This window comes from Asticcacaulis sp., assembly GCF_047605585.1.
Taxonomy (GTDB): Bacteria; Pseudomonadota; Alphaproteobacteria; order Caulobacterales; family Caulobacteraceae; genus Asticcacaulis.
The window spans coordinates 172,859-188,467 of the sequence record NZ_JASGFK010000003.1 but is presented as its reverse complement, the minus strand read 5'-3'; the positions used below and the strand labels follow the sequence as shown (position 1 = coordinate 188,467).

Sequence of the window (15,609 nt, the reverse complement as noted above, 5' to 3'; positions counted from 1 at the left end):
TAACCCAAAGAGGTTTCGATGTCGAGCCAGTCCCAATCGTCCATGGATGCCTTTTACGAAGGCGTGGCAGCGACGCTCGCCACCACGCGACAGGAAGGCCTGTTCAAGTCCGAACGCGTGATCGCCACGCCGCAGGGCGCACTGGTGCGTTTGTCCGATGGTCAACAGTTGATCAACATGTGCGCCAACAACTATCTCGGCCTGTCCTCGCATCCCGCTGTCATCGCCGCCGCCCACAAGGCGCTGGATGCCCGCGGTTTCGGCCTGAGTTCGGTGCGTTTCATCTGCGGCACCCAGGACCGGCACAAGGAACTGGAACAGCGACTGGCCGCTTTTCTCGGCACCGAGGACGTCATCCTCTACGGCTCGGCCTTCGATGCCAATGGCGGCCTGTTCGAAACCCTGCTGGGTGAGGCCGACGCCATCATCAGCGACGAACTGAACCACGCATCAATCATTGACGGCATCCGCCTGTCGAAAGCACAGCGCTTTCGTTACCGGAATAATGACATGGCCGATCTGGAGCGCTGCCTGCAAGACGCCGATGCCGTCGGGGCGCGCCACAAGCTGGTCTTTACCGATGGTGTCTTCTCCATGGACGGCATCATTGCCCGGCTCGATGAGATTCGCGCCCTGTGCGATCGTTACGGCGCCCTGCTCGGTGTCGATGACAGCCATGCCACGGGCTTCCTCGGCGCACGCGGACGCGGCACCCATGAGCTGCGGGGCGTCTTCGGCCAGATCGATATTATCACCGGCACACTGGGCAAGGCGCTGGGCGGTGCCTCGGGCGGCTTCACCGCGGCGCGCAAGGAGGTGGTCGAACTGCTGCGCCAACGTTCCCGGCCCTATCTGTTTTCCAATACGCTGGCGCCGATGATCGTCGGCGCCAGCATCGAGGTACTGAACCTGCTGGAACACGACACCGCCCTGCGCGATCGCCTGGAGCAGAACGCCACGCGCTTCCGCACAGGCATGACCGCGCTGGGCTTTGAGCTGAAACCGGGCGAACATCCGATCATCCCGGTCATGACCCAAGAGGCCGTGACGGCACAGCGACTCTCGGCCCGCTTGCTGGACCTCGGCGTCTATGCCGTCGGCTTCTTCTATCCGGTCGTTCCGAAGAACCAGGCACGCATTCGCGTCCAGATCAGCGCTGCCCACACGGATGATGAACTAGACCAGGCTCTGGCCGCCTTCGCCACCGCCGGGCGTGAACTGGGGCTGATCCAATGAGCACATTACCCAGGATTCTAATCACCGGCGCCAATGGCCAGCTCGGCAGTGAACTGGCCGCAGCCCTGGTGGAAACCTATGGCGCCGCCCAGGTCGTCACCAGCGATCTCGCGCCGCCGAAGACCGTGACCGGCCTGCGTCATGAAATTGTCGACGCCACCGATGCGGAAGCCCTGCGCCAGGCGATACGTGCAAACGGTATCACCCAGATCTACCACCTGGCCGCCGCGCTTTCCGCCACCGGCGAGAAAAAGCCGCTGTGGGCGTGGAACCTGAATATGAGCAGTCTGCTAAATGTGCTTGAACTGGCGAGAGAATTTAACCTGAAAGTCTTCTGGCCCAGTTCCATCGCTGTCTTCGGCTCGACCACGCCCCCGGACCGTACGCCGCAGAAAACCATCATAGAGCCGGAGACCATCTACGGCATTTCCAAGCAGGCCGGCGAAGGCTGGTGCCGCTGGTACCACCAGACCCATGGCGTCGATGTGCGCAGCCTGCGCTATCCCGGCCTGATCTCGTGGAAGACCCCGCCGGGTGGCGGCACCACCGACTATGCCATAGATATCTTCCGCGCGGCGGTAGCGGACGAGCCCTTCACCTGCTTCCTCAATGGCGATGAAACCCTGCCGATGATGTATATGGCGGATGCCGTGCGTGCCACGATCGAGCTTATGACCGCCCCTGCCGAGGCCATCACCGAACGCGGCAGCTACAATATTGCAGGCGTCAGCTTCTCGCCGGCCGAAATCGCCGCCGAGATCGCCCGCCAGTCCCCCGGCTTCCATATCGATTACGCGCCGGATTATCGCCAGGCCATCGCCGCCGCCTGGCCGGACTCGCTCGATGACGGCCAGGCCGCGAAGGACTGGGGCTGGTGCGCCCGCTACGACCTGCCCGGACTGGTCAGCGAAATGCTGGCGGGCATGGCCACCTTATTGCCAGAGACGTTTCCGCTGAAATCCGCCTAGGCGCCTGGGAGGACGATGCCTCCACCACATCAGGAGACGCCCGCTCCGGCTTCAGACATTGCGGTGCGCGACTTTGTTCTCCGTCCAGCCAGCGACGCAGGCGCAGTCAGAGCGCACTGAGCCGGGCTTCAGATACAATATCCCTTACCTCGCGCGGTCCGGATCAGACTCTCCTGCCCAGGAATGTCAATTTTCCGCCTCAGCCGGCTTATGGTAACGTCTATGCCCCGGTACTCACGGTGGGTATCTTTCACGTCTTCCGCCAGGCACTCCATCAACGCTTCACGGGTAACCATCCGCCCGCCGGCGTCAATAAGTTTGTTGAGAAGGCAAAACTCGACATTTGTCAGCCGGGCATGCCCGCGCGCCGTCGTTGCCGACCTGTCATGGTATGAGAGATAAATGCCTCCATAGGTGACACCAGTGGCTTCTTGCAGCTTCCCGCGCACCGGCTCGTATCTCAGGATTGCACGGGCTCTGGCTTCCAACTCCCGAGGGTGGGCAGGCTTCGAGACGAAATCGGCGAATCCCACTTCAAGCGCGACAATGCGGTCGATGGCGCCTTCACATCGCGCCAGCATGATAACTGGAACCCCGGGCAGGGAGTACGCTAAGGCTTTGTAAATACCCGTATCCACGTAGGCGCCATCCACAAATTCGACGATGACCAGACTGACGGGAACTACCGACCTGACCAGGTCTGAACCGCCGGACCACGGTCTGAGGGTCACGTCGAACACCTCGGGATCGAATTTAAAGTGCTGCTGCGGTTTATCCGAGACGCCGATTTGAAGTATGAGAATATGATGCTTTTGGGCTTTGGGATTTTGAGCCTCGGACGTTTGCCCTATATCCGTGTCATCGCTACCGGCCCGGCCCGGCTGGCCAAATGTACCAGCAGTCGACAGGACGTGCCCGCGCGCGCGCAGGGTGACGCCGAAATTCCGATCGGTTCGCTCGATGTACATAGTAGATCCTCGATGATAACGTTAAGGTGCCCAACGGGTGTCGACCAGATCGTCCGGGCGACATCTTGGATGACTTTGACGCATCATTCGCGCGCCTATTGGGCGCGAAACGCTGATGTTGGAAACGTCCGCGCTCAGGCATGAAACATCCGCGATGCTTTGTTTCAGAAATGAAAGGCAGGACAGCGACTTTCGGCTCTCAAGAGGGCAAACCGGCCCCTTGAATGTCAAAGATGAAATCCATTGTTTCAATATTGAGCGCCTCGCGCCCTCGTTTCGCCCCCACAGTCCCGCAAGAGCGTTGAGAGGCTGACATGATGTTACAAGCAAGACGACCATCACGCTTACCGTCGCATACCGAATTGAGGAAAGAACGTACCTCTTCACGGTCCAGCCAACGCGCGCCGCGCCACGATCCTCTACTCGTGTGCGCCGAACCATGGTATCGTATGCCGCATGGCTGAAGACGAATTGCGCCCCAGAGAAGCAGACATCCTCATTGTCGACGACGATGATGAACTGCGCCGCGAAATGGCTGACTACCTGGCCGGACATGGGTTTTTGCTGCATCAGGCCCGTGACGGCAAGGAAGCCCGCGCCCAGTTGCAGTCGCATCCCATCCAGGTCGTTATCCTGGATGTCATGCTGCCAGGCGAGGATGGGCTCTCCATCTGCCAGTCGCTAAAAGGGGCCGATGGTCCCAGCGTGCTCATGTTGTCGTCAATGGGCGAGTCCATAGATCGCGTTCTTGGGCTCGAACTGGGAGCGGATGACTATGTCGTCAAGCCAGTGACACCCCGCGAGTTGCTGGCCCGCGTGAGAGCTCTGCTGCGCCGGCGTGGCAATCAATCCACGCCGAAGAGCCGCATTGCGACGTACGCCTTCTCAGGCTTTCGCTTCGATCTGGTCCGCCGCCAACTGCGCGCCCCCGACGATACCGTCCTTATGCTGACCCCGGGCGAGCTCTCGCTGTTGGGCGCCCTTGTTGAAAACCCCCAGCGCATTCTGTCGCGAGAAGAGCTTGCCCGTTTTACGCGCGGTAATTCCGCCGTGTCTCTGGACAGAGCTATTGATATCCAGATCAGTCGGCTGCGAAAGAAGATAAATGAGCAAAGCGGGATGGAGATTATCAAGACACACCGTGGCCTGGGCTATATCCTGGATTCCAAGGTCATCGCCCTATGATCCCGGTTCGCTGGCGTAACTGGCGCCTTCGGGGCGTGCCTCTGAGAGTCCAGCTCGTCATCCTGCTTCTGGCCAGCGTTATCGTGGCACAAATCTCCACACTGGCCCTTACAGTCCTGTTGCCGCCGAAGCCTGCGCCGAAATATCGGCTGACAGAGGTCGCGCTGGCCTTGAAAGGCGGACCGCTTAAGGTCAGCAACCCGCGCCCGCTGACACGTCTTGTCCGCTCCGCGCCCCCGAGCCTCCAAAGTCCAAACTGGGTGGTTTCGGATCATTCGCGCGCGGAACTGGCGCGAATGGTCGGCGCCCCCGTGACTGATGTCCGCATTCTTTTCTATTCGCCGCTCCCGCTAACGGGCAGCAATGGAACTGCCTCCCTCGCCGAACAGTCCCCCTCTAAATCTGATCTGGAATGGTCCTTTGGCGTGAAGCTTCCTGTGCCTCATTCGCCTGTGGCTGAGCACGCGCAGGTTCTCGAAGCTTCTATTTTCGGGCTGGCCTTTTTCCAGGGCGGCCCAGGGGGAGGTCCCGGATCGGGGGGCGCACCCGGCGGGAGTTTTCCGGGCGGGGGCTTTGGCAACTATCCGACCAATATGCCCAGCCCCATCACTCAAAATCAGATGCCACAACGCTCAGAATTGCCCAATCAGGGCGTTTCATCGTCGTCAGCGGTCGTCCCCAAAGCAAGCCAACAGGTGAGTTCGCAAACCCAGACGGTTGCACCGTCTTCCCCCCAACCGCAACCGGCCTCGGCCGCTGCACCAGAGGCCTCACCACCGCCGACCGTCAGCGCCGCCCCGCCTCCGCCAGGCGGTCCAGGCACGTCCGGGGCATCGCCGTCGGGAACGGCGATGCCGGCCTATACGCCCCCGCCGCCCGCGGGCGGGTCCGCCTATACGATCCCATTCTGGCGAGACATCATATCGACGCCCCTATTCCCGGAACCTAAGGCACAACAGGGTAACGAGCCACCCAGCACGACTGTATCGGGCGCAAGTCACGCAAACGAAAGTATCGCCCCTTTCCCCCCCCCACGCAATGAGTCAGCACTGGAGACTTCCGCAAACCAGCCATCGGGAAAGGCCGATAGCGAAACAGGGTTTATTGTCAGCCCGGCCGATCGCGGCGGCTACCTCCTGCCGTCTGGCAACGATCCTGTTAAAGGCTTCTTCGGCACGCCTGGAACCCGCTATCTGCAAGGGGACTTCGTTGCCGCCCTTCAGACGTCCCCAGGTCAGTGGGTGACGGTTCAACCGGCGCCCGAGACGTTTCCGACGACCTGGCAGCGCCGTATCATGCTCTGGTTTCTGGTATCGTCTGCAATCGTCGTTCCAGTCGGTCTTGTTTTTGCCCGGCGGCTTGCCTCGCCGTTGGCTAATTTTGCTGACGCGGCCGAGCGACTGGGACGCGACCCGTCGGGCAAACAGGCACCGCTGGACGGTCCGGCGGAGATCGGACGGGCCGCCCGCGCCTTTAACGACATGCAGGCACGGCTACGCAGATACATAGACGATCGGACGGCCATGGTCGGCGCCATCAGCCATGATCTGCGCACCCCTCTTGCCCGCATGCGTTTTAGGTTGGAGAAACTGCCCCCGAAAGCCCGCGAGGGCATGTCGCATGATATCGCGCAAATGGAGGAAATGATCAGTTCGGTTCTGGTCTTTATCCGTGATGCAAGCGAACCGTCTGTGCGGGAACGCGTGGAGTTGCGCTCCATTCTCGAGTGCGTCGTCGACAACGCCGCCCTGATGGGGGGCGACATCAGCCTCGATCCCGGTGAGCGGGTCCCTGTCGATGTCGACAGTCTCGGCGTGGAGCGCGTTTTGACCAACCTGATCGATAATGCGCTCAAGTACGGCGAAAGGGCGCATGTCCGCGTTTTTCAGGATGGGACAGATGTTGTGACGGAGGTCGAGGATGAAGGTCCAGGTCTGCCCGCCGGCGAAATGGAACGTGTTTTCATGCCATTCTATCGCTCGGACCACTCTCGCAACCTCAATACATCCGGCGTTGGGCTGGGGCTGGCCGTATCGCGGTCGATTGCCCGCGCACACGGCGGTGACATCATTCTGCTTCCGGGGCATCAAGGCCTGAAGGCACAACTGCGTCTGCCGCGGGCAGCCGCCATTCGGCAGCCCGCCCTGTAACCCTGGCGGCAGGATCGCGCCAAGTCCCTGCACTGCCTCTGTCATGACTATCTCCGATGCACGTTATCGAAAATCCGAATTTGCCACCGCGGCTAAGGAGGTGCTCATTTCCATGCCTAACAGGGAGTGAAATAAAAATGAGAGCCAATCCTTTTACGATCGCCATGATGGCGGGACTAGGTCTGAGCCTTGGAGGTACGCCGACCCTGGCGGCCGACACACCCGGCGAAGCCGCAAACCGAGTACTGGTACTCGACTATTTTCGCCTGACCTTTGAAGTGCACGACTTCGATAAGGCCAGGGCGCTACTGGCGCCGGGCTACATCAGCCATCATAATGCGAAAGAGAGCACCGAGCAGATGTTCGCGCGCTTCAAGAGGCAGTCGCCTACCCCTGGGCCCGATACGGGCGTTATCCAGAATACACCTGTACTGGTCATGGCTGACGGAGACTTTGTCATGCTGTTCATGCGCGCCCCCAATATTGAGGGACCGCGCAACGTCTCACAAGGCAGCGACTTCGAACTTTACCGCATCGAAAACGGCAAGATTGCCGAGCATTGGGATGCGTTTGCCAATGCCGGTGGGCCGCCGCCGGGCGCACCCAAGCCCTGAGACGACGAAACAGGCTTCGGCCTGCGGCCGTGCAATGCTGCCTGCCTCGTCGCTTGCCTGCTCAGATGCGGTATTTGGGTTTCAATATCGCTTTTGATGGATCGTTTTTGAAAGAGTGTATCGGCTTCGTAATGAGGACTTTGAAGTCCGACCGTAGCCCGTCCTCTCCGCGCTGGATGTCGCCACCATTTCACCACGGACTTTACCTTCTCTACACAGGACCGACCTATTTTTCCCGAACATTGTTTTCATAAAATTGTTCCTCAAGGAGCAAATATGAAAGCGCTGCAATTCATTGAAAAACACACGCGTGGCAAGGGTAGTCGCGGTCTCTACGTGACGGCTTGTCTCTTTCCGGTCGTGGCTGGTGTTATTGCGAAATTAAAACATCACTCCTGGATGTATATGGACGTTGATGCGGTCATCTGCGCAGCCCGTGCGGTCGGTATAGGCCATTCAGCTTACGGGATCGTCGCGCATAGCCCATTTAATCCGGTTTGCCCCGGCTTGACGCCTGCCGCCTACGTCTATGCGCCGCAGATCGCGCGCACGCTGGCTCCCCTGGTCGGTCTTTTCGGTGCTCATACCCTGCACGATCTGTATCTTGTGCTCCTCCTGGCGCCAGCGACTGCCTTTATGCTTTGGTTCGCTCTTATTCGGACTTTCCCAGGCGTTGCCCCGACCTACCGATGGCTGGCTTTTGCGGCGCTGTCGCCCATGACCTTTTGTTGTGCCAATATCGGCATTGTCATGCATGCCACGGTCGTTCTCAGTTTGGTGGCTTTCCGAAACCGAAAGCTTCCGTTCATCGCGACCGTCCTGGCCTGCGCCTACATTAAGCCTAGCTTTCTAAGCTATCTGATTATTCTGCTGATCCAGGATCGTTCGTGGCTCGCTTGCGCGCGGGCGTTCGCTTGCACCTGCCTGTGCGGCGTGGGGGTCGTCTGGCTGTCATTCATCCAGGCCGCCTCAATGCGTTCGGACTGGCTCGCCACCCTGCGCAGTGTAGCGATACAAGAACAACCGGGGCTGGGCTGGTTCGCCCTGGCAGAGTGGCTTGGCATAGGGACCGGCACGCCCCTGCATGCCATCCTTACGCTTGCCTACATGGCGGTTGCCGCCGGCAGCGGCATCCTGATTGGCAGTCGCTTCAAATGGTCCGACGACGAGCGGATACTCATCGGCTTAGGAACGGCCGTATTCCTCAACCCTCGGCTGATGGACTATGACATGATCATTCTGGTGCCCTATGCCGCCCTCCTGGCGACCTTGGCTAATCAGTTCCGAAACCGCGTCCTCAGTTTCAATCTATCGTGGGGGTTTGCCTTGCCGTTGGCGTTTGGAATTTTCGCGAATGCATTCCACATAAAGTCATATCACCGCACTCACACAGCGATGTTCGTGTTCTTTGTGATGGGGCTGGTCATCGCAATAAGATGTGCCCAGACACTGTGGCTTGACCGCTCCCCCTCTCAGCTACCTTGGCATTTGACCAAGCTCTTTGGCAAGCCCTGCGACTTGCCCTCTCAAAATCCGCCAGGCGGGACGGCGGCTTGCCGTCATGCAGGCGGAGCTCAGCCGGGGCCAGCGTATGCTGAACGATCATCGCGTCGACGTCCTGTCAGAGATTTATGGCAGAGGCCTGCCGGGTAGCGTCGAACCGGGCATGGCGCTCAAGCCATAGCTGACCGGGCGTATTCAGGCGCGCATTTTGCCGACGCGACGAATTTAAGGGCCACGCAGGGCAAAACCGATGTGAACCTTGTGTTGCCCTGCACAGACCACCTGAAGGCCGCGCTAGACGCCCACAAGGCAGGGCTCGGCTACTTGCCGCACGTATCAAAGGCCATCCTGTCGTTATCGAACGGCAATCGGATGAAATACTTCTATATGGCCAAGGTCATGCGATCAGAACGCGTCCGGCTCGACCTTGAGGACTATGACCTGCATGCCCTGCGCTACCGCGGCGTTATGGAATTGGCCTGGGCGGGATGCAGCGACGCCGAGATCGCTTCGTTCTTCGGCCACGCCACAATGACCATGATTCGGCAATATGCCGGCGAGGCACGGCAGATGATGCGGGCAAGACAAGCGCATCAAAAACGCAAGTGAACAGAACAAAAACAGATCGGCAACGTGATACCTGACCTGATACCAAGACGCGAACCGAAGGCCAAAACAATACGTAAGAAATTGAATTTTAAGGAAATAGTGGTGCCTGGAGCCGGAATCGAACCAGCGACACGCGGATTTTCAATCCGCTGCTCTACCAACTGAGCTATCCAGGCCCTCAAAGCCAGCGTCGCTATGGTTCACGACGCCTCGGGCGGAGGCAGGTCTATAGGGGAGCCCCATCCCCTTGTCCAGCCGAAAAGACAGGAATTTTCGAAAACCCCTCAGTCTTCCACATCATCTTCATCGGAAGGCACTGAAGCCAGTCCGGCATCCGTGTCTTCCTCGCTGACCGACAGGCTGCCGGCGCCATCAATGACATAATCGCCCTTCAGCCAATGGACCAAGTCGACATCGGCGCAGCGCTTCGAGCAGAAGGGCGCAAAATTCGGCGCGGCATTGACAACGCCTTCGACATCCTCGCCATAAGGCTTCTGGCAGCGGGTACATTTACGGATCATGTGACAATAACCTCGGACCTAGTGGCCGCTTCCAGGCGGATGATCGCAGAGAGCGGATCGTACGATGCGGCCAGAAGCGGACGGATGATATCTAGTATGCCTGCCGGCGCGCGCAAGGTCAGCAGGCGCCCCGGCTCGCCCTCGGAGGACACGACCGCTTCCCGCAGCAGCCGATGGGCAGAACGGACCGGAGAATGCACCGTATCCATCAGTGGCGTGGCGCCCCAGGGGCGGACAAACTCCAGTGTGCCGAACTTGCCGACCGGCCCGACGATCAGCTGCCCGGCCTCGGCGCCAAATCCCCCCTTTAGCAGGCGGTGCAGGCGCTCGGCATCGTGACGCTTGCCGATCAGGTCGATCACCACGAGCCCGGCCAATCCGGACAGGCGCAACCGTCGGCCGATATCGCTGACCGCGCGCTCATTGCAACCTTTGGCGAAAGCTTTCGAGGTGGCGATGCCCTCGCCGCCCGCCGAATCGACATCGCAGGCGATGAGGGCGCGGGTACGCTCGATGCTCAGATAGCCGCCCTCTGGAAGAGCGCCGGAGGGATTGAGCGCGGCCTCTTCGGCCATGCCCAACACACCCAAATCAACAGTTGATTCAAAAATCTCCCCCCAGGCGTTTGCACGATTCAGCAGTCGCTCTTTCAGGGAAAGCACAGGTGACAGACGGCGCGGTTCGCCTTCCACCGGACCAATCAAACACGCTCGCGCCCGCTTGTCCTGCCGGGCTTCGGCGACGATCCCGACCTCGAGCGCCGCGCCTTCATTGAGCCTTGCCAGAACCTCCTGGGGCACGTCCAGAACGGCTTCGTCACCATCGACCATGGCCAGAAAGGCCATACCGCCCGCCTTGGCTTTTAAACGCGCTACAGAGCGTGTGCCTATTATGGTCAATGATTGATTAAACTCATATCCCTCGGCATATAGATGCGGCCGGCCATCGATACAAACGGCACCGCGCGCCAGACCGAACCGGCTTTCGTAATGCAGGGTGATCACGGCGCGTAACCCGCGCCATCGAGCAGGCATTTCGTCTCATAGAGCGGCAGCCCCATCACGCCGGTATAGCTGCCAACCAGCTGAATCACATAGGCGCCAGCCAGCCCCTGGATGGCGTACCCCCCCGCCTTGCCGATCCCCTCGTCGCTGGCTGCATAGGCGGCGATTTCAGCTTCGCTCAGACGCTTGAAGGCCAGACGCGTTTCGACCAGGCGTGACGACATCTTACCGGACGGGTCGACGATCGCCACACCGGTATAGACGCGGTGCCCGCGCCCGGAGAGTTGTTTGAGGCAGGTGATGACTTCGGCTGCGGTTTCGGCCTTGTCGAGTACACGACGGCCAACACAGACCACCGTATCGGCGGCCAGCACATACCCCGGCATTGACGCCGATACGGCTTGCGCCTTCGAGACCGCAAGCCGCAACGCCAGTTGCGCAGGCGTTTCCATTTTCAGGGGCGTTTCGTCGAGATCGGCCGCCGCGATATGATCCGGCACAATGCCGATCTGGGCCAGAAGGTCACGACGGCGCGGGCTGGCGCTGGCCAGTATAAGTGGGGCGCGCTCAGCCATCATGGCGCTTAACTTATTTGAAGCGGTAGGTAATACGACCCTTGGTCAGGTCATAAGGAGTCATCTCGACCAGGATACGGTCGCCAGCCAGAACGCGGATGCGGTTCTTGCGCATCTTGCCTGCCGTGTGGGCGATGATTTCATGGCCACTCTCTTCCAGCTTCACGCGAAAAGTAGCATTGGGCAACAGTTCAACGACCGTACCCGGAAATTCCAACAGTTCTTCTTTTGCCATACGGCCCCTCTGAATGCACGAATGATCCCCTCAGGGACTCACCCGGCTGAAATTTTGCGATTGCGCCCTTTATACCCAAAGGCCGCAACTGGAAAGCCCAAAAAGGAAAAGCGCGCCTTGCCGGGGAAGCAAGGCGCGCCTGAACGTGAAGTGTTCTGCGGGGGGAAGTTAGAACTTCTTCACGAGGCTGAGGGTGGCCGTATCGGCATTACCCTTGTCACCATTGAAATCCGAACGGGTATAGTCGGCGCGAACCGCATATTCCGGATTGATGTGATACTGGCCGCCGACACCGTATTCCAGAGCGGTGCCCTGCTCATACTTGCCAGCCGCAGCCGGGGCCTTCAGATCGGTGTCGGAGACGCCGACACGGCCGATCAGGTCAAAGCTGGGTGATACCGGCAGATAGCCTACACCATAGACAGCGGCCTTGTTGGTCAGCTTGTAATTGCCGCCCGTGCCATTGTCGTCATTGGTGCCATAGGACAGTTCGCCTTCAACACCGAAATGAGGGGTGATCTTGGTGCCTACGCGGGCATTGACGCTGCCCAGGTTGGAATTGGTCGTGTCGTTATCCGTCGACTGGTAACCGAGCGAGCCGTAGACCTTGCCCACATCCTTGGAATCCTGGGCATAGGCGGCGGAACCGGCGACGAGTGTAGCAGCCACGGCAGCGGTGGCGATCAGAAAGGTCTTCATAATATGTGCTCCAAATTAAACTGGTCACGCACCGGGGAGAGTGCGGGCCGGACGATCATGATGTCGTCTGGAGCTAATATGGCGATCCCGGCGGACCTTCGTGGGGCGATTACGGGGTCATTTTAAGGTGATTGCGCCGAAATAAGGCCATACTGCCACAGCCTCGCCCTAAGTAAGGCGAACGGCGTGATATATGGCCGGTTTCAGCCCGATTCACGCCCTATTGCTGAACGAACATGAATGAAAATAATGTAATAAAATCATAAAGATAGGAAAAATCTGCCGACTCAGGAACGCACAAGCGCGTTCACCAGGGTAAAAAGGCGGCGTGCCGTTTCGTGGTCCAGGGTGATCTTGCCCTTGAGTCGTTCGGCCAGCAGTTCAGCGCCTTCGTTGTGGACACCCCGGCGGCCCATATCGATCGACTCGATCTGAGCAGGGGTAGCGTTCTTCAATGCCTCGTAATAGCTCTCGCAAATCATGCGGTAATCGCGCAGCATGGTTTTGAAGGGCGCCAGCGACAGGATGATCTTGCGCGCGAACTGCGGTCCGGTAACGTCAAAAACCAGCCGGTTGTCTTCCAGAGCTAACCGCAGGTCGAATGGCCCCGAAGAGCCCGCCTCCTCCGCGCCTTCGGGTACGAAGCTGTTCTTCTCGATCAGATCGAAGATGGCGACCTTGCGTTCATGCTCCACCTGGTCCGAAGGGGCGCTTAAGGACTCTTCGTCGATATCGATTCGGGCGATGCGCATGATCGTCTCTCATTCTGCGTGTGACACCATCGAGCATGGCGTGATTTGAGGCGCGAATCTAGTCGTGAATCGGCACGCTTCTCGCGCGGCGCGGCGCGGCCAGGTCCAGCAGCAGCACGTCGATGCACTCCGCCTCGATCCGCACATCGCGATGAGTTGCCCCGGCAAAACGCAGGGTCAGGGCCACGGCCGGCGCTTCCAGCGGCTCAACCGCGATATCCAGCAGGCTCAGGGGCAGGCTCGCCTGCCTGAGGTCGAGTCCACGCAGCTTGATCGAAGTGATATCGGAAATCCGCAACACGCTGGGCGCACGCAGGGGCACGCCCTTATCGGCCTCATGGCAAAATCGGTTCATGCGCAGGGTAAGATGGCGGCCCGCCGGATCGTAGCTGAGATCGCCGGCGCGCAGGGCGGCGTCCTGCACCAGGGCGGAGATGGCGGGCAGGTCTTCAGCCGCCTGGGCCATGAGGCGCAGGGGCTTGGCCGGTGCCTTACCTAGCCCGAACCAAGCCATTATTCCTCTTCCATCACCGGCGTATCGCCCTTGATGCGGCGGATCTTCGCGCCGCAGGCCGAAAGCTTGCCTTCCAGGTTCTCGAAACCGCGGTCGAGGTGATAGACTCGGTTGACCGTGGTCTCGCCACGCGCCGCCAGTCCGGCGATGACCAGGCAGGCCGAGGCCCGCAGGTCGGTGGCCATCACCTGAGCGCCGCGCAGTTCGGCGACACCATGCACCCGCGCTTCGCTGCCGGTAACGCGGATGTCGGCGCCGAGACGGCCCAGTTCCGGCACGTGCATGAAACGGTTTTCGAAGATGGTTTCCCGAATAACGCTTTCACCCGTGGCCAGGGTCATCAGCGCCATGAACTGCGCCTGCAGGTCGGTGGCAAAACCGGGATAGACATCGGTCGTCACATCGACCGGCCTGATGGCGCCAGAGCGCTTGATCGTCACGGTATCGAAGCCGCGATGGACCTCACAGCCGGCCTCGACCAGCTTGTCGAGCAGGATGGATATCAGTTCCGGGCGCACCTTGGTCAGACGGATCTCGCCGCCGGCCATGGCGCCGGCCACGGCATAGGTGCCGGCTTCGATGCGATCACAGATCACCGACCAGTCCGTACCCTTCAGGCTGGTGACGCCTTCGACGACGATGGTGGGGGTGCCGTGGCCTGAGACCTTGGCGCCCATCGCGTTCAGGCATTCGGCCAGATCGGAGATTTCCGGCTCGCAGGCGGCATTCTTCAGGACGGTCGTGCCATGGGCCAGTACCGCCGCCATCAGGGCGTGCTCGGTAGCACCGACCGAGACGAACGGGAACTCGATTTCGGCGCCCTTCAGGCCGCGCGGCGCCTGAGCGAAGACGTAGCCCTCGTGCATGTCGATATGGGCACCCAGGGCTTCCAGCGCCTTCAGGTGCAGATCGACCGGGCGGGCACCGATGGTGCAGCCACCGGGCAGGCTTACCTTGGCGTGGCCGGTGCGGGCGATCAGCGGCCCCAGCACGTTAAATGAGGCGCGCATCTGTCGCACCAGATCATAAGGCGCGAAGGCCGAAGTGATTTCGGGCGTGTGCAGCAGAGTTTCCTGGCCATCCACACCATCCGATTCGGTAATCTGGGTGCCGAAGCGCGTCAGCAGCCGCCCCAGCAGGCGGGTATCGGCCAGGCGCGGCATATTGGTCAGGCGCACGGGCTCGGAGGTCAGCAGGGACGCGGCCATCAGTTTGATGGCGGAATTCTTAGCGCCCGAAACGGGAATGTCTCCGAAAAGAGGGGTGCCCCCCTCGATAGCAATGCGATCCATGAACCGGCCTGTAACTCGAACCTCTGCGCCGAAGCGGCGAATACGCGGTTCTACATGACATTGAGCGCCGCGCAACAGTTCGTTTTCGTTTTCAGGACTCGTCCGGCTTCGCTTTTTCGTTATCAGTGGATGGACCTGCAGGCGCCGCCGATGCCTTGCGCCGCCGCAGATTATCGCGCAGGGCCGATTGCAGGCGCGCTGCGCGCCGTTCGGCCTGGGTTAGGCGTTTGGCTGGGTTCGATGTTTCTGGTGTATCGGACATGCTGGGGGCAGGTAAGAGAGGGTCGTCAGGTCTCCGGCTTAAGAAATCCGGGGATTAAATGCAAGTCCTGCGTTTTTTCACCCCTTCCCCCGCATTTTTCGCTTTGTCTTTTCAAAAACTTTGGCTATAGCCGCCGCCTCGGACATGGTTTCTCTGTGTTTCCCTGTTCCGGGCCGCGTTAGCTCAGTGGTAGAGCGCATCCTTGGTAAGGCTGAGGTCGAGAGTTCGAGTCTCTCACGTGGCACCACGAAGGCCCGATCCCCTAAAGGGATCGGGCCTTCGCCATTTCTGGTCCATAATTTCCGGATTCAGCCACCCAGTTGGCGGATCGCCTGGTAAAGTTCGCTATCAAATCCGCACATGTGACGCAGGGTATCCGACGTATCCAGTTTCCGGCGGAAGGTGGCATCGCTGACCGGCCGCCCCCTGGAGCGGCCGTCCGACAGGCGGCTGTGAAAATTGAAGCTGATGCGGAACATGGCGCCATCCTTGTAATGAACTGTTACAAGATATAGCTTTTTG

The 15,609-nt window shown here is 60.0% G+C and carries 17 protein-coding genes and 2 tRNA genes; 8 read left to right on the top strand and 11 right to left on the bottom strand.

The window, feature by feature from the left end; genetic code table 11:
• Nucleotides 1–18: 18 nt before the first annotated feature.
• Entirely contained in the window at nt 19–1,236 is a 1,218-nt protein-coding gene (gene kbl / locus QM647_RS10105; protein ID WP_414995390.1) for a glycine C-acetyltransferase, read from the top strand.
• Nucleotides 1,233–2,204, top strand: coding sequence for an NAD-dependent epimerase/dehydratase family protein (locus tag QM647_RS10100; protein ID WP_414995389.1), 972 nt, complete (start codon nt 1,233–1,235; stop codon nt 2,202–2,204). The genes kbl and QM647_RS10100 overlap by 4 nt, the downstream gene beginning before the upstream one ends.
• Nucleotides 2,205–2,332: 128 nt before the next feature.
• Here the strand turns inward: QM647_RS10100 and QM647_RS10095 are convergent, their stop codons facing one another.
• Nucleotides 2,333–3,172 carry a winged helix-turn-helix domain-containing protein gene (locus tag QM647_RS10095; protein ID WP_414995388.1) on the bottom strand — a complete coding sequence of 280 codons (840 nt, stop codon included), beginning with the start codon at nt 3,170–3,172 and terminating at the stop codon, nt 2,333–2,335.
• Between the two features lie 456 nt (nt 3,173–3,628).
• On the opposite strand from QM647_RS10095, the gene QM647_RS10090 reads away from it, so the two are divergent.
• From QM647_RS10090 to QM647_RS10070, 5 genes are all read left to right on the top strand, one after another.
• Nucleotides 3,629–4,357, top strand: a complete 729-nt coding sequence (locus tag QM647_RS10090; RefSeq protein WP_414995387.1) for a response regulator — start codon at nt 3,629–3,631, stop codon at nt 4,355–4,357.
• Nucleotides 4,354–6,507: an ATP-binding protein gene (locus tag QM647_RS10085; RefSeq protein ID WP_414995386.1), complete on the top strand. Its 2,154-nt coding sequence runs from the start codon at nt 4,354–4,356 to the stop codon at nt 6,505–6,507. Before QM647_RS10090 ends, QM647_RS10085 begins: the two co-directional genes overlap by 4 nt.
• A 137-nt stretch (nt 6,508–6,644) precedes the next feature.
• Nucleotides 6,645–7,121, top strand: a complete 477-nt coding sequence (locus QM647_RS10080; RefSeq protein WP_414995385.1) for a nuclear transport factor 2 family protein — start codon at nt 6,645–6,647, stop codon at nt 7,119–7,121.
• A 276-nt stretch (nt 7,122–7,397) separates the two neighbouring features.
• Nucleotides 7,398–8,774 carry a hypothetical protein gene (locus QM647_RS10075; protein WP_414995384.1) on the top strand — a complete coding sequence of 459 codons (1,377 nt, stop codon included), beginning with the start codon at nt 7,398–7,400 and terminating at the stop codon, nt 8,772–8,774.
• Nucleotides 8,775–8,876: 102 nt separating this feature from the next.
• A complete protein-coding gene (locus tag QM647_RS10070; protein ID WP_414995383.1) occupies nt 8,877–9,233 on the top strand; it encodes a hypothetical protein in 357 nt (118 codons plus the stop codon).
• Nucleotides 9,234–9,333: 100 nt separating this feature from the next.
• Here the strand turns inward: QM647_RS10070 and QM647_RS10065 are convergent.
• From QM647_RS10065 to murA, 9 genes are all read right to left on the bottom strand, one after another.
• A tRNA-Phe gene (locus QM647_RS10065) sits at nt 9,334–9,409 on the bottom strand.
• 108 nt (nt 9,410–9,517) lie between these two features.
• Nucleotides 9,518–9,754, bottom strand: a complete 237-nt coding sequence (locus QM647_RS10060; protein WP_414995382.1) for a DNA gyrase inhibitor YacG — start codon at nt 9,752–9,754, stop codon at nt 9,518–9,520.
• The gene (locus QM647_RS10055; protein WP_414995381.1) at nt 9,751–10,788 is read right to left on the bottom strand and encodes a ribonuclease E/G; all 1,038 of its coding nucleotides are present in this window, start codon (nt 10,786–10,788) and stop codon (nt 9,751–9,753) included. The genes QM647_RS10060 and QM647_RS10055 overlap by 4 nt, the downstream gene beginning before the upstream one ends.
• On the bottom strand, nt 10,755–11,336 hold the full coding sequence (locus tag QM647_RS10050) for a Maf family protein (RefSeq protein ID WP_414995380.1): 582 nt from the start codon (nt 11,334–11,336) through the stop codon (nt 10,755–10,757). The genes QM647_RS10055 and QM647_RS10050 overlap by 34 nt, the downstream gene beginning before the upstream one ends.
• 10 nt (nt 11,337–11,346) lie before the next feature.
• Nucleotides 11,347–11,568, bottom strand: coding sequence for a translation initiation factor IF-1 (gene infA, locus QM647_RS10045; RefSeq protein WP_023450735.1), 222 nt, complete (start codon nt 11,566–11,568; stop codon nt 11,347–11,349).
• Between the two features lie 168 nt (nt 11,569–11,736).
• Nucleotides 11,737–12,267 carry a porin family protein gene (locus tag QM647_RS10040; RefSeq protein ID WP_414995379.1) on the bottom strand — a complete coding sequence of 177 codons (531 nt, stop codon included), beginning with the start codon at nt 12,265–12,267 and terminating at the stop codon, nt 11,737–11,739.
• Between the two features lie 287 nt (nt 12,268–12,554).
• Nucleotides 12,555–13,019: a UPF0262 family protein gene (locus QM647_RS10035; RefSeq protein WP_414995378.1), complete on the bottom strand. Its 465-nt coding sequence runs from the start codon at nt 13,017–13,019 to the stop codon at nt 12,555–12,557.
• Between the two features lie 58 nt (nt 13,020–13,077).
• Entirely contained in the window at nt 13,078–13,533 is a 456-nt protein-coding gene (locus QM647_RS10030) for a DUF2948 family protein (RefSeq protein WP_414995377.1), read from the bottom strand.
• A complete protein-coding gene (gene murA / locus QM647_RS10025; protein WP_414995376.1) occupies nt 13,533–14,825 on the bottom strand; it encodes a UDP-N-acetylglucosamine 1-carboxyvinyltransferase in 1,293 nt (430 codons plus the stop codon). Before murA ends, QM647_RS10030 begins: the two co-directional genes overlap by 1 nt.
• A 434-nt stretch (nt 14,826–15,259) precedes the next feature.
• Here murA and QM647_RS10020 point away from each other — a divergent pair.
• Nucleotides 15,260–15,334, top strand: a tRNA-Thr gene (locus QM647_RS10020).
• Nucleotides 15,335–15,395: 61 nt separating this feature from the next.
• Here QM647_RS10020 and QM647_RS10015 read toward each other — a convergent pair.
• Nucleotides 15,396–15,566: a hypothetical protein gene (locus QM647_RS10015; protein ID WP_414995375.1), complete on the bottom strand. Its 171-nt coding sequence runs from the start codon at nt 15,564–15,566 to the stop codon at nt 15,396–15,398.
• Nucleotides 15,567–15,609 lie beyond the last annotated feature (43 nt).

What these genes read in the sequence shown, in the direction of transcription:
- QM647_RS10030 (WP_414995377.1), bottom strand. Translation starts at nt 13,533, where the DNA reads ATGGCTTGGTTCGGGCTAGGTAAGGCACCGGCCAAGCCCCTGCGCCTC.
- QM647_RS10050 (WP_414995380.1), bottom strand. Translation starts at nt 11,336, where the DNA reads ATGATGGCTGAGCGCGCCCCACTTATACTGGCCAGCGCCAGCCCGCGC.
- QM647_RS10035 (WP_414995378.1), bottom strand. Translation starts at nt 13,019, where the DNA reads ATGCGCATCGCCCGAATCGATATCGACGAAGAGTCCTTAAGCGCCCCT.
- QM647_RS10095 (WP_414995388.1), bottom strand. Translation starts at nt 3,172, where the DNA reads ATGTACATCGAGCGAACCGATCGGAATTTCGGCGTCACCCTGCGCGCG.
- QM647_RS10040 (WP_414995379.1), bottom strand. Translation starts at nt 12,267, where the DNA reads ATGAAGACCTTTCTGATCGCCACCGCTGCCGTGGCTGCTACACTCGTC.
- QM647_RS10060 (WP_414995382.1), bottom strand. Translation starts at nt 9,754, where the DNA reads ATGATCCGTAAATGTACCCGCTGCCAGAAGCCTTATGGCGAGGATGTC.
- kbl (WP_414995390.1), top strand. Translation starts at nt 19, where the DNA reads ATGTCGAGCCAGTCCCAATCGTCCATGGATGCCTTTTACGAAGGCGTG.
- QM647_RS10055 (WP_414995381.1), bottom strand. Translation starts at nt 10,788, where the DNA reads ATGCCTGCTCGATGGCGCGGGTTACGCGCCGTGATCACCCTGCATTAC.
- QM647_RS10075 (WP_414995384.1), top strand. Translation starts at nt 7,398, where the DNA reads ATGAAAGCGCTGCAATTCATTGAAAAACACACGCGTGGCAAGGGTAGT.
- infA (WP_023450735.1), bottom strand. Translation starts at nt 11,568, where the DNA reads ATGGCAAAAGAAGAACTGTTGGAATTTCCGGGTACGGTCGTTGAACTG.
- QM647_RS10080 (WP_414995385.1), top strand. Translation starts at nt 6,645, where the DNA reads ATGAGAGCCAATCCTTTTACGATCGCCATGATGGCGGGACTAGGTCTG.
- QM647_RS10015 (WP_414995375.1), bottom strand. Translation starts at nt 15,566, where the DNA reads ATGTTCCGCATCAGCTTCAATTTTCACAGCCGCCTGTCGGACGGCCGC.
- murA (WP_414995376.1), bottom strand. Translation starts at nt 14,825, where the DNA reads ATGGATCGCATTGCTATCGAGGGGGGCACCCCTCTTTTCGGAGACATT.
- QM647_RS10085 (WP_414995386.1), top strand. Translation starts at nt 4,354, where the DNA reads ATGATCCCGGTTCGCTGGCGTAACTGGCGCCTTCGGGGCGTGCCTCTG.
- QM647_RS10090 (WP_414995387.1), top strand. Translation starts at nt 3,629, where the DNA reads ATGGCTGAAGACGAATTGCGCCCCAGAGAAGCAGACATCCTCATTGTC.
- QM647_RS10100 (WP_414995389.1), top strand. Translation starts at nt 1,233, where the DNA reads ATGAGCACATTACCCAGGATTCTAATCACCGGCGCCAATGGCCAGCTC.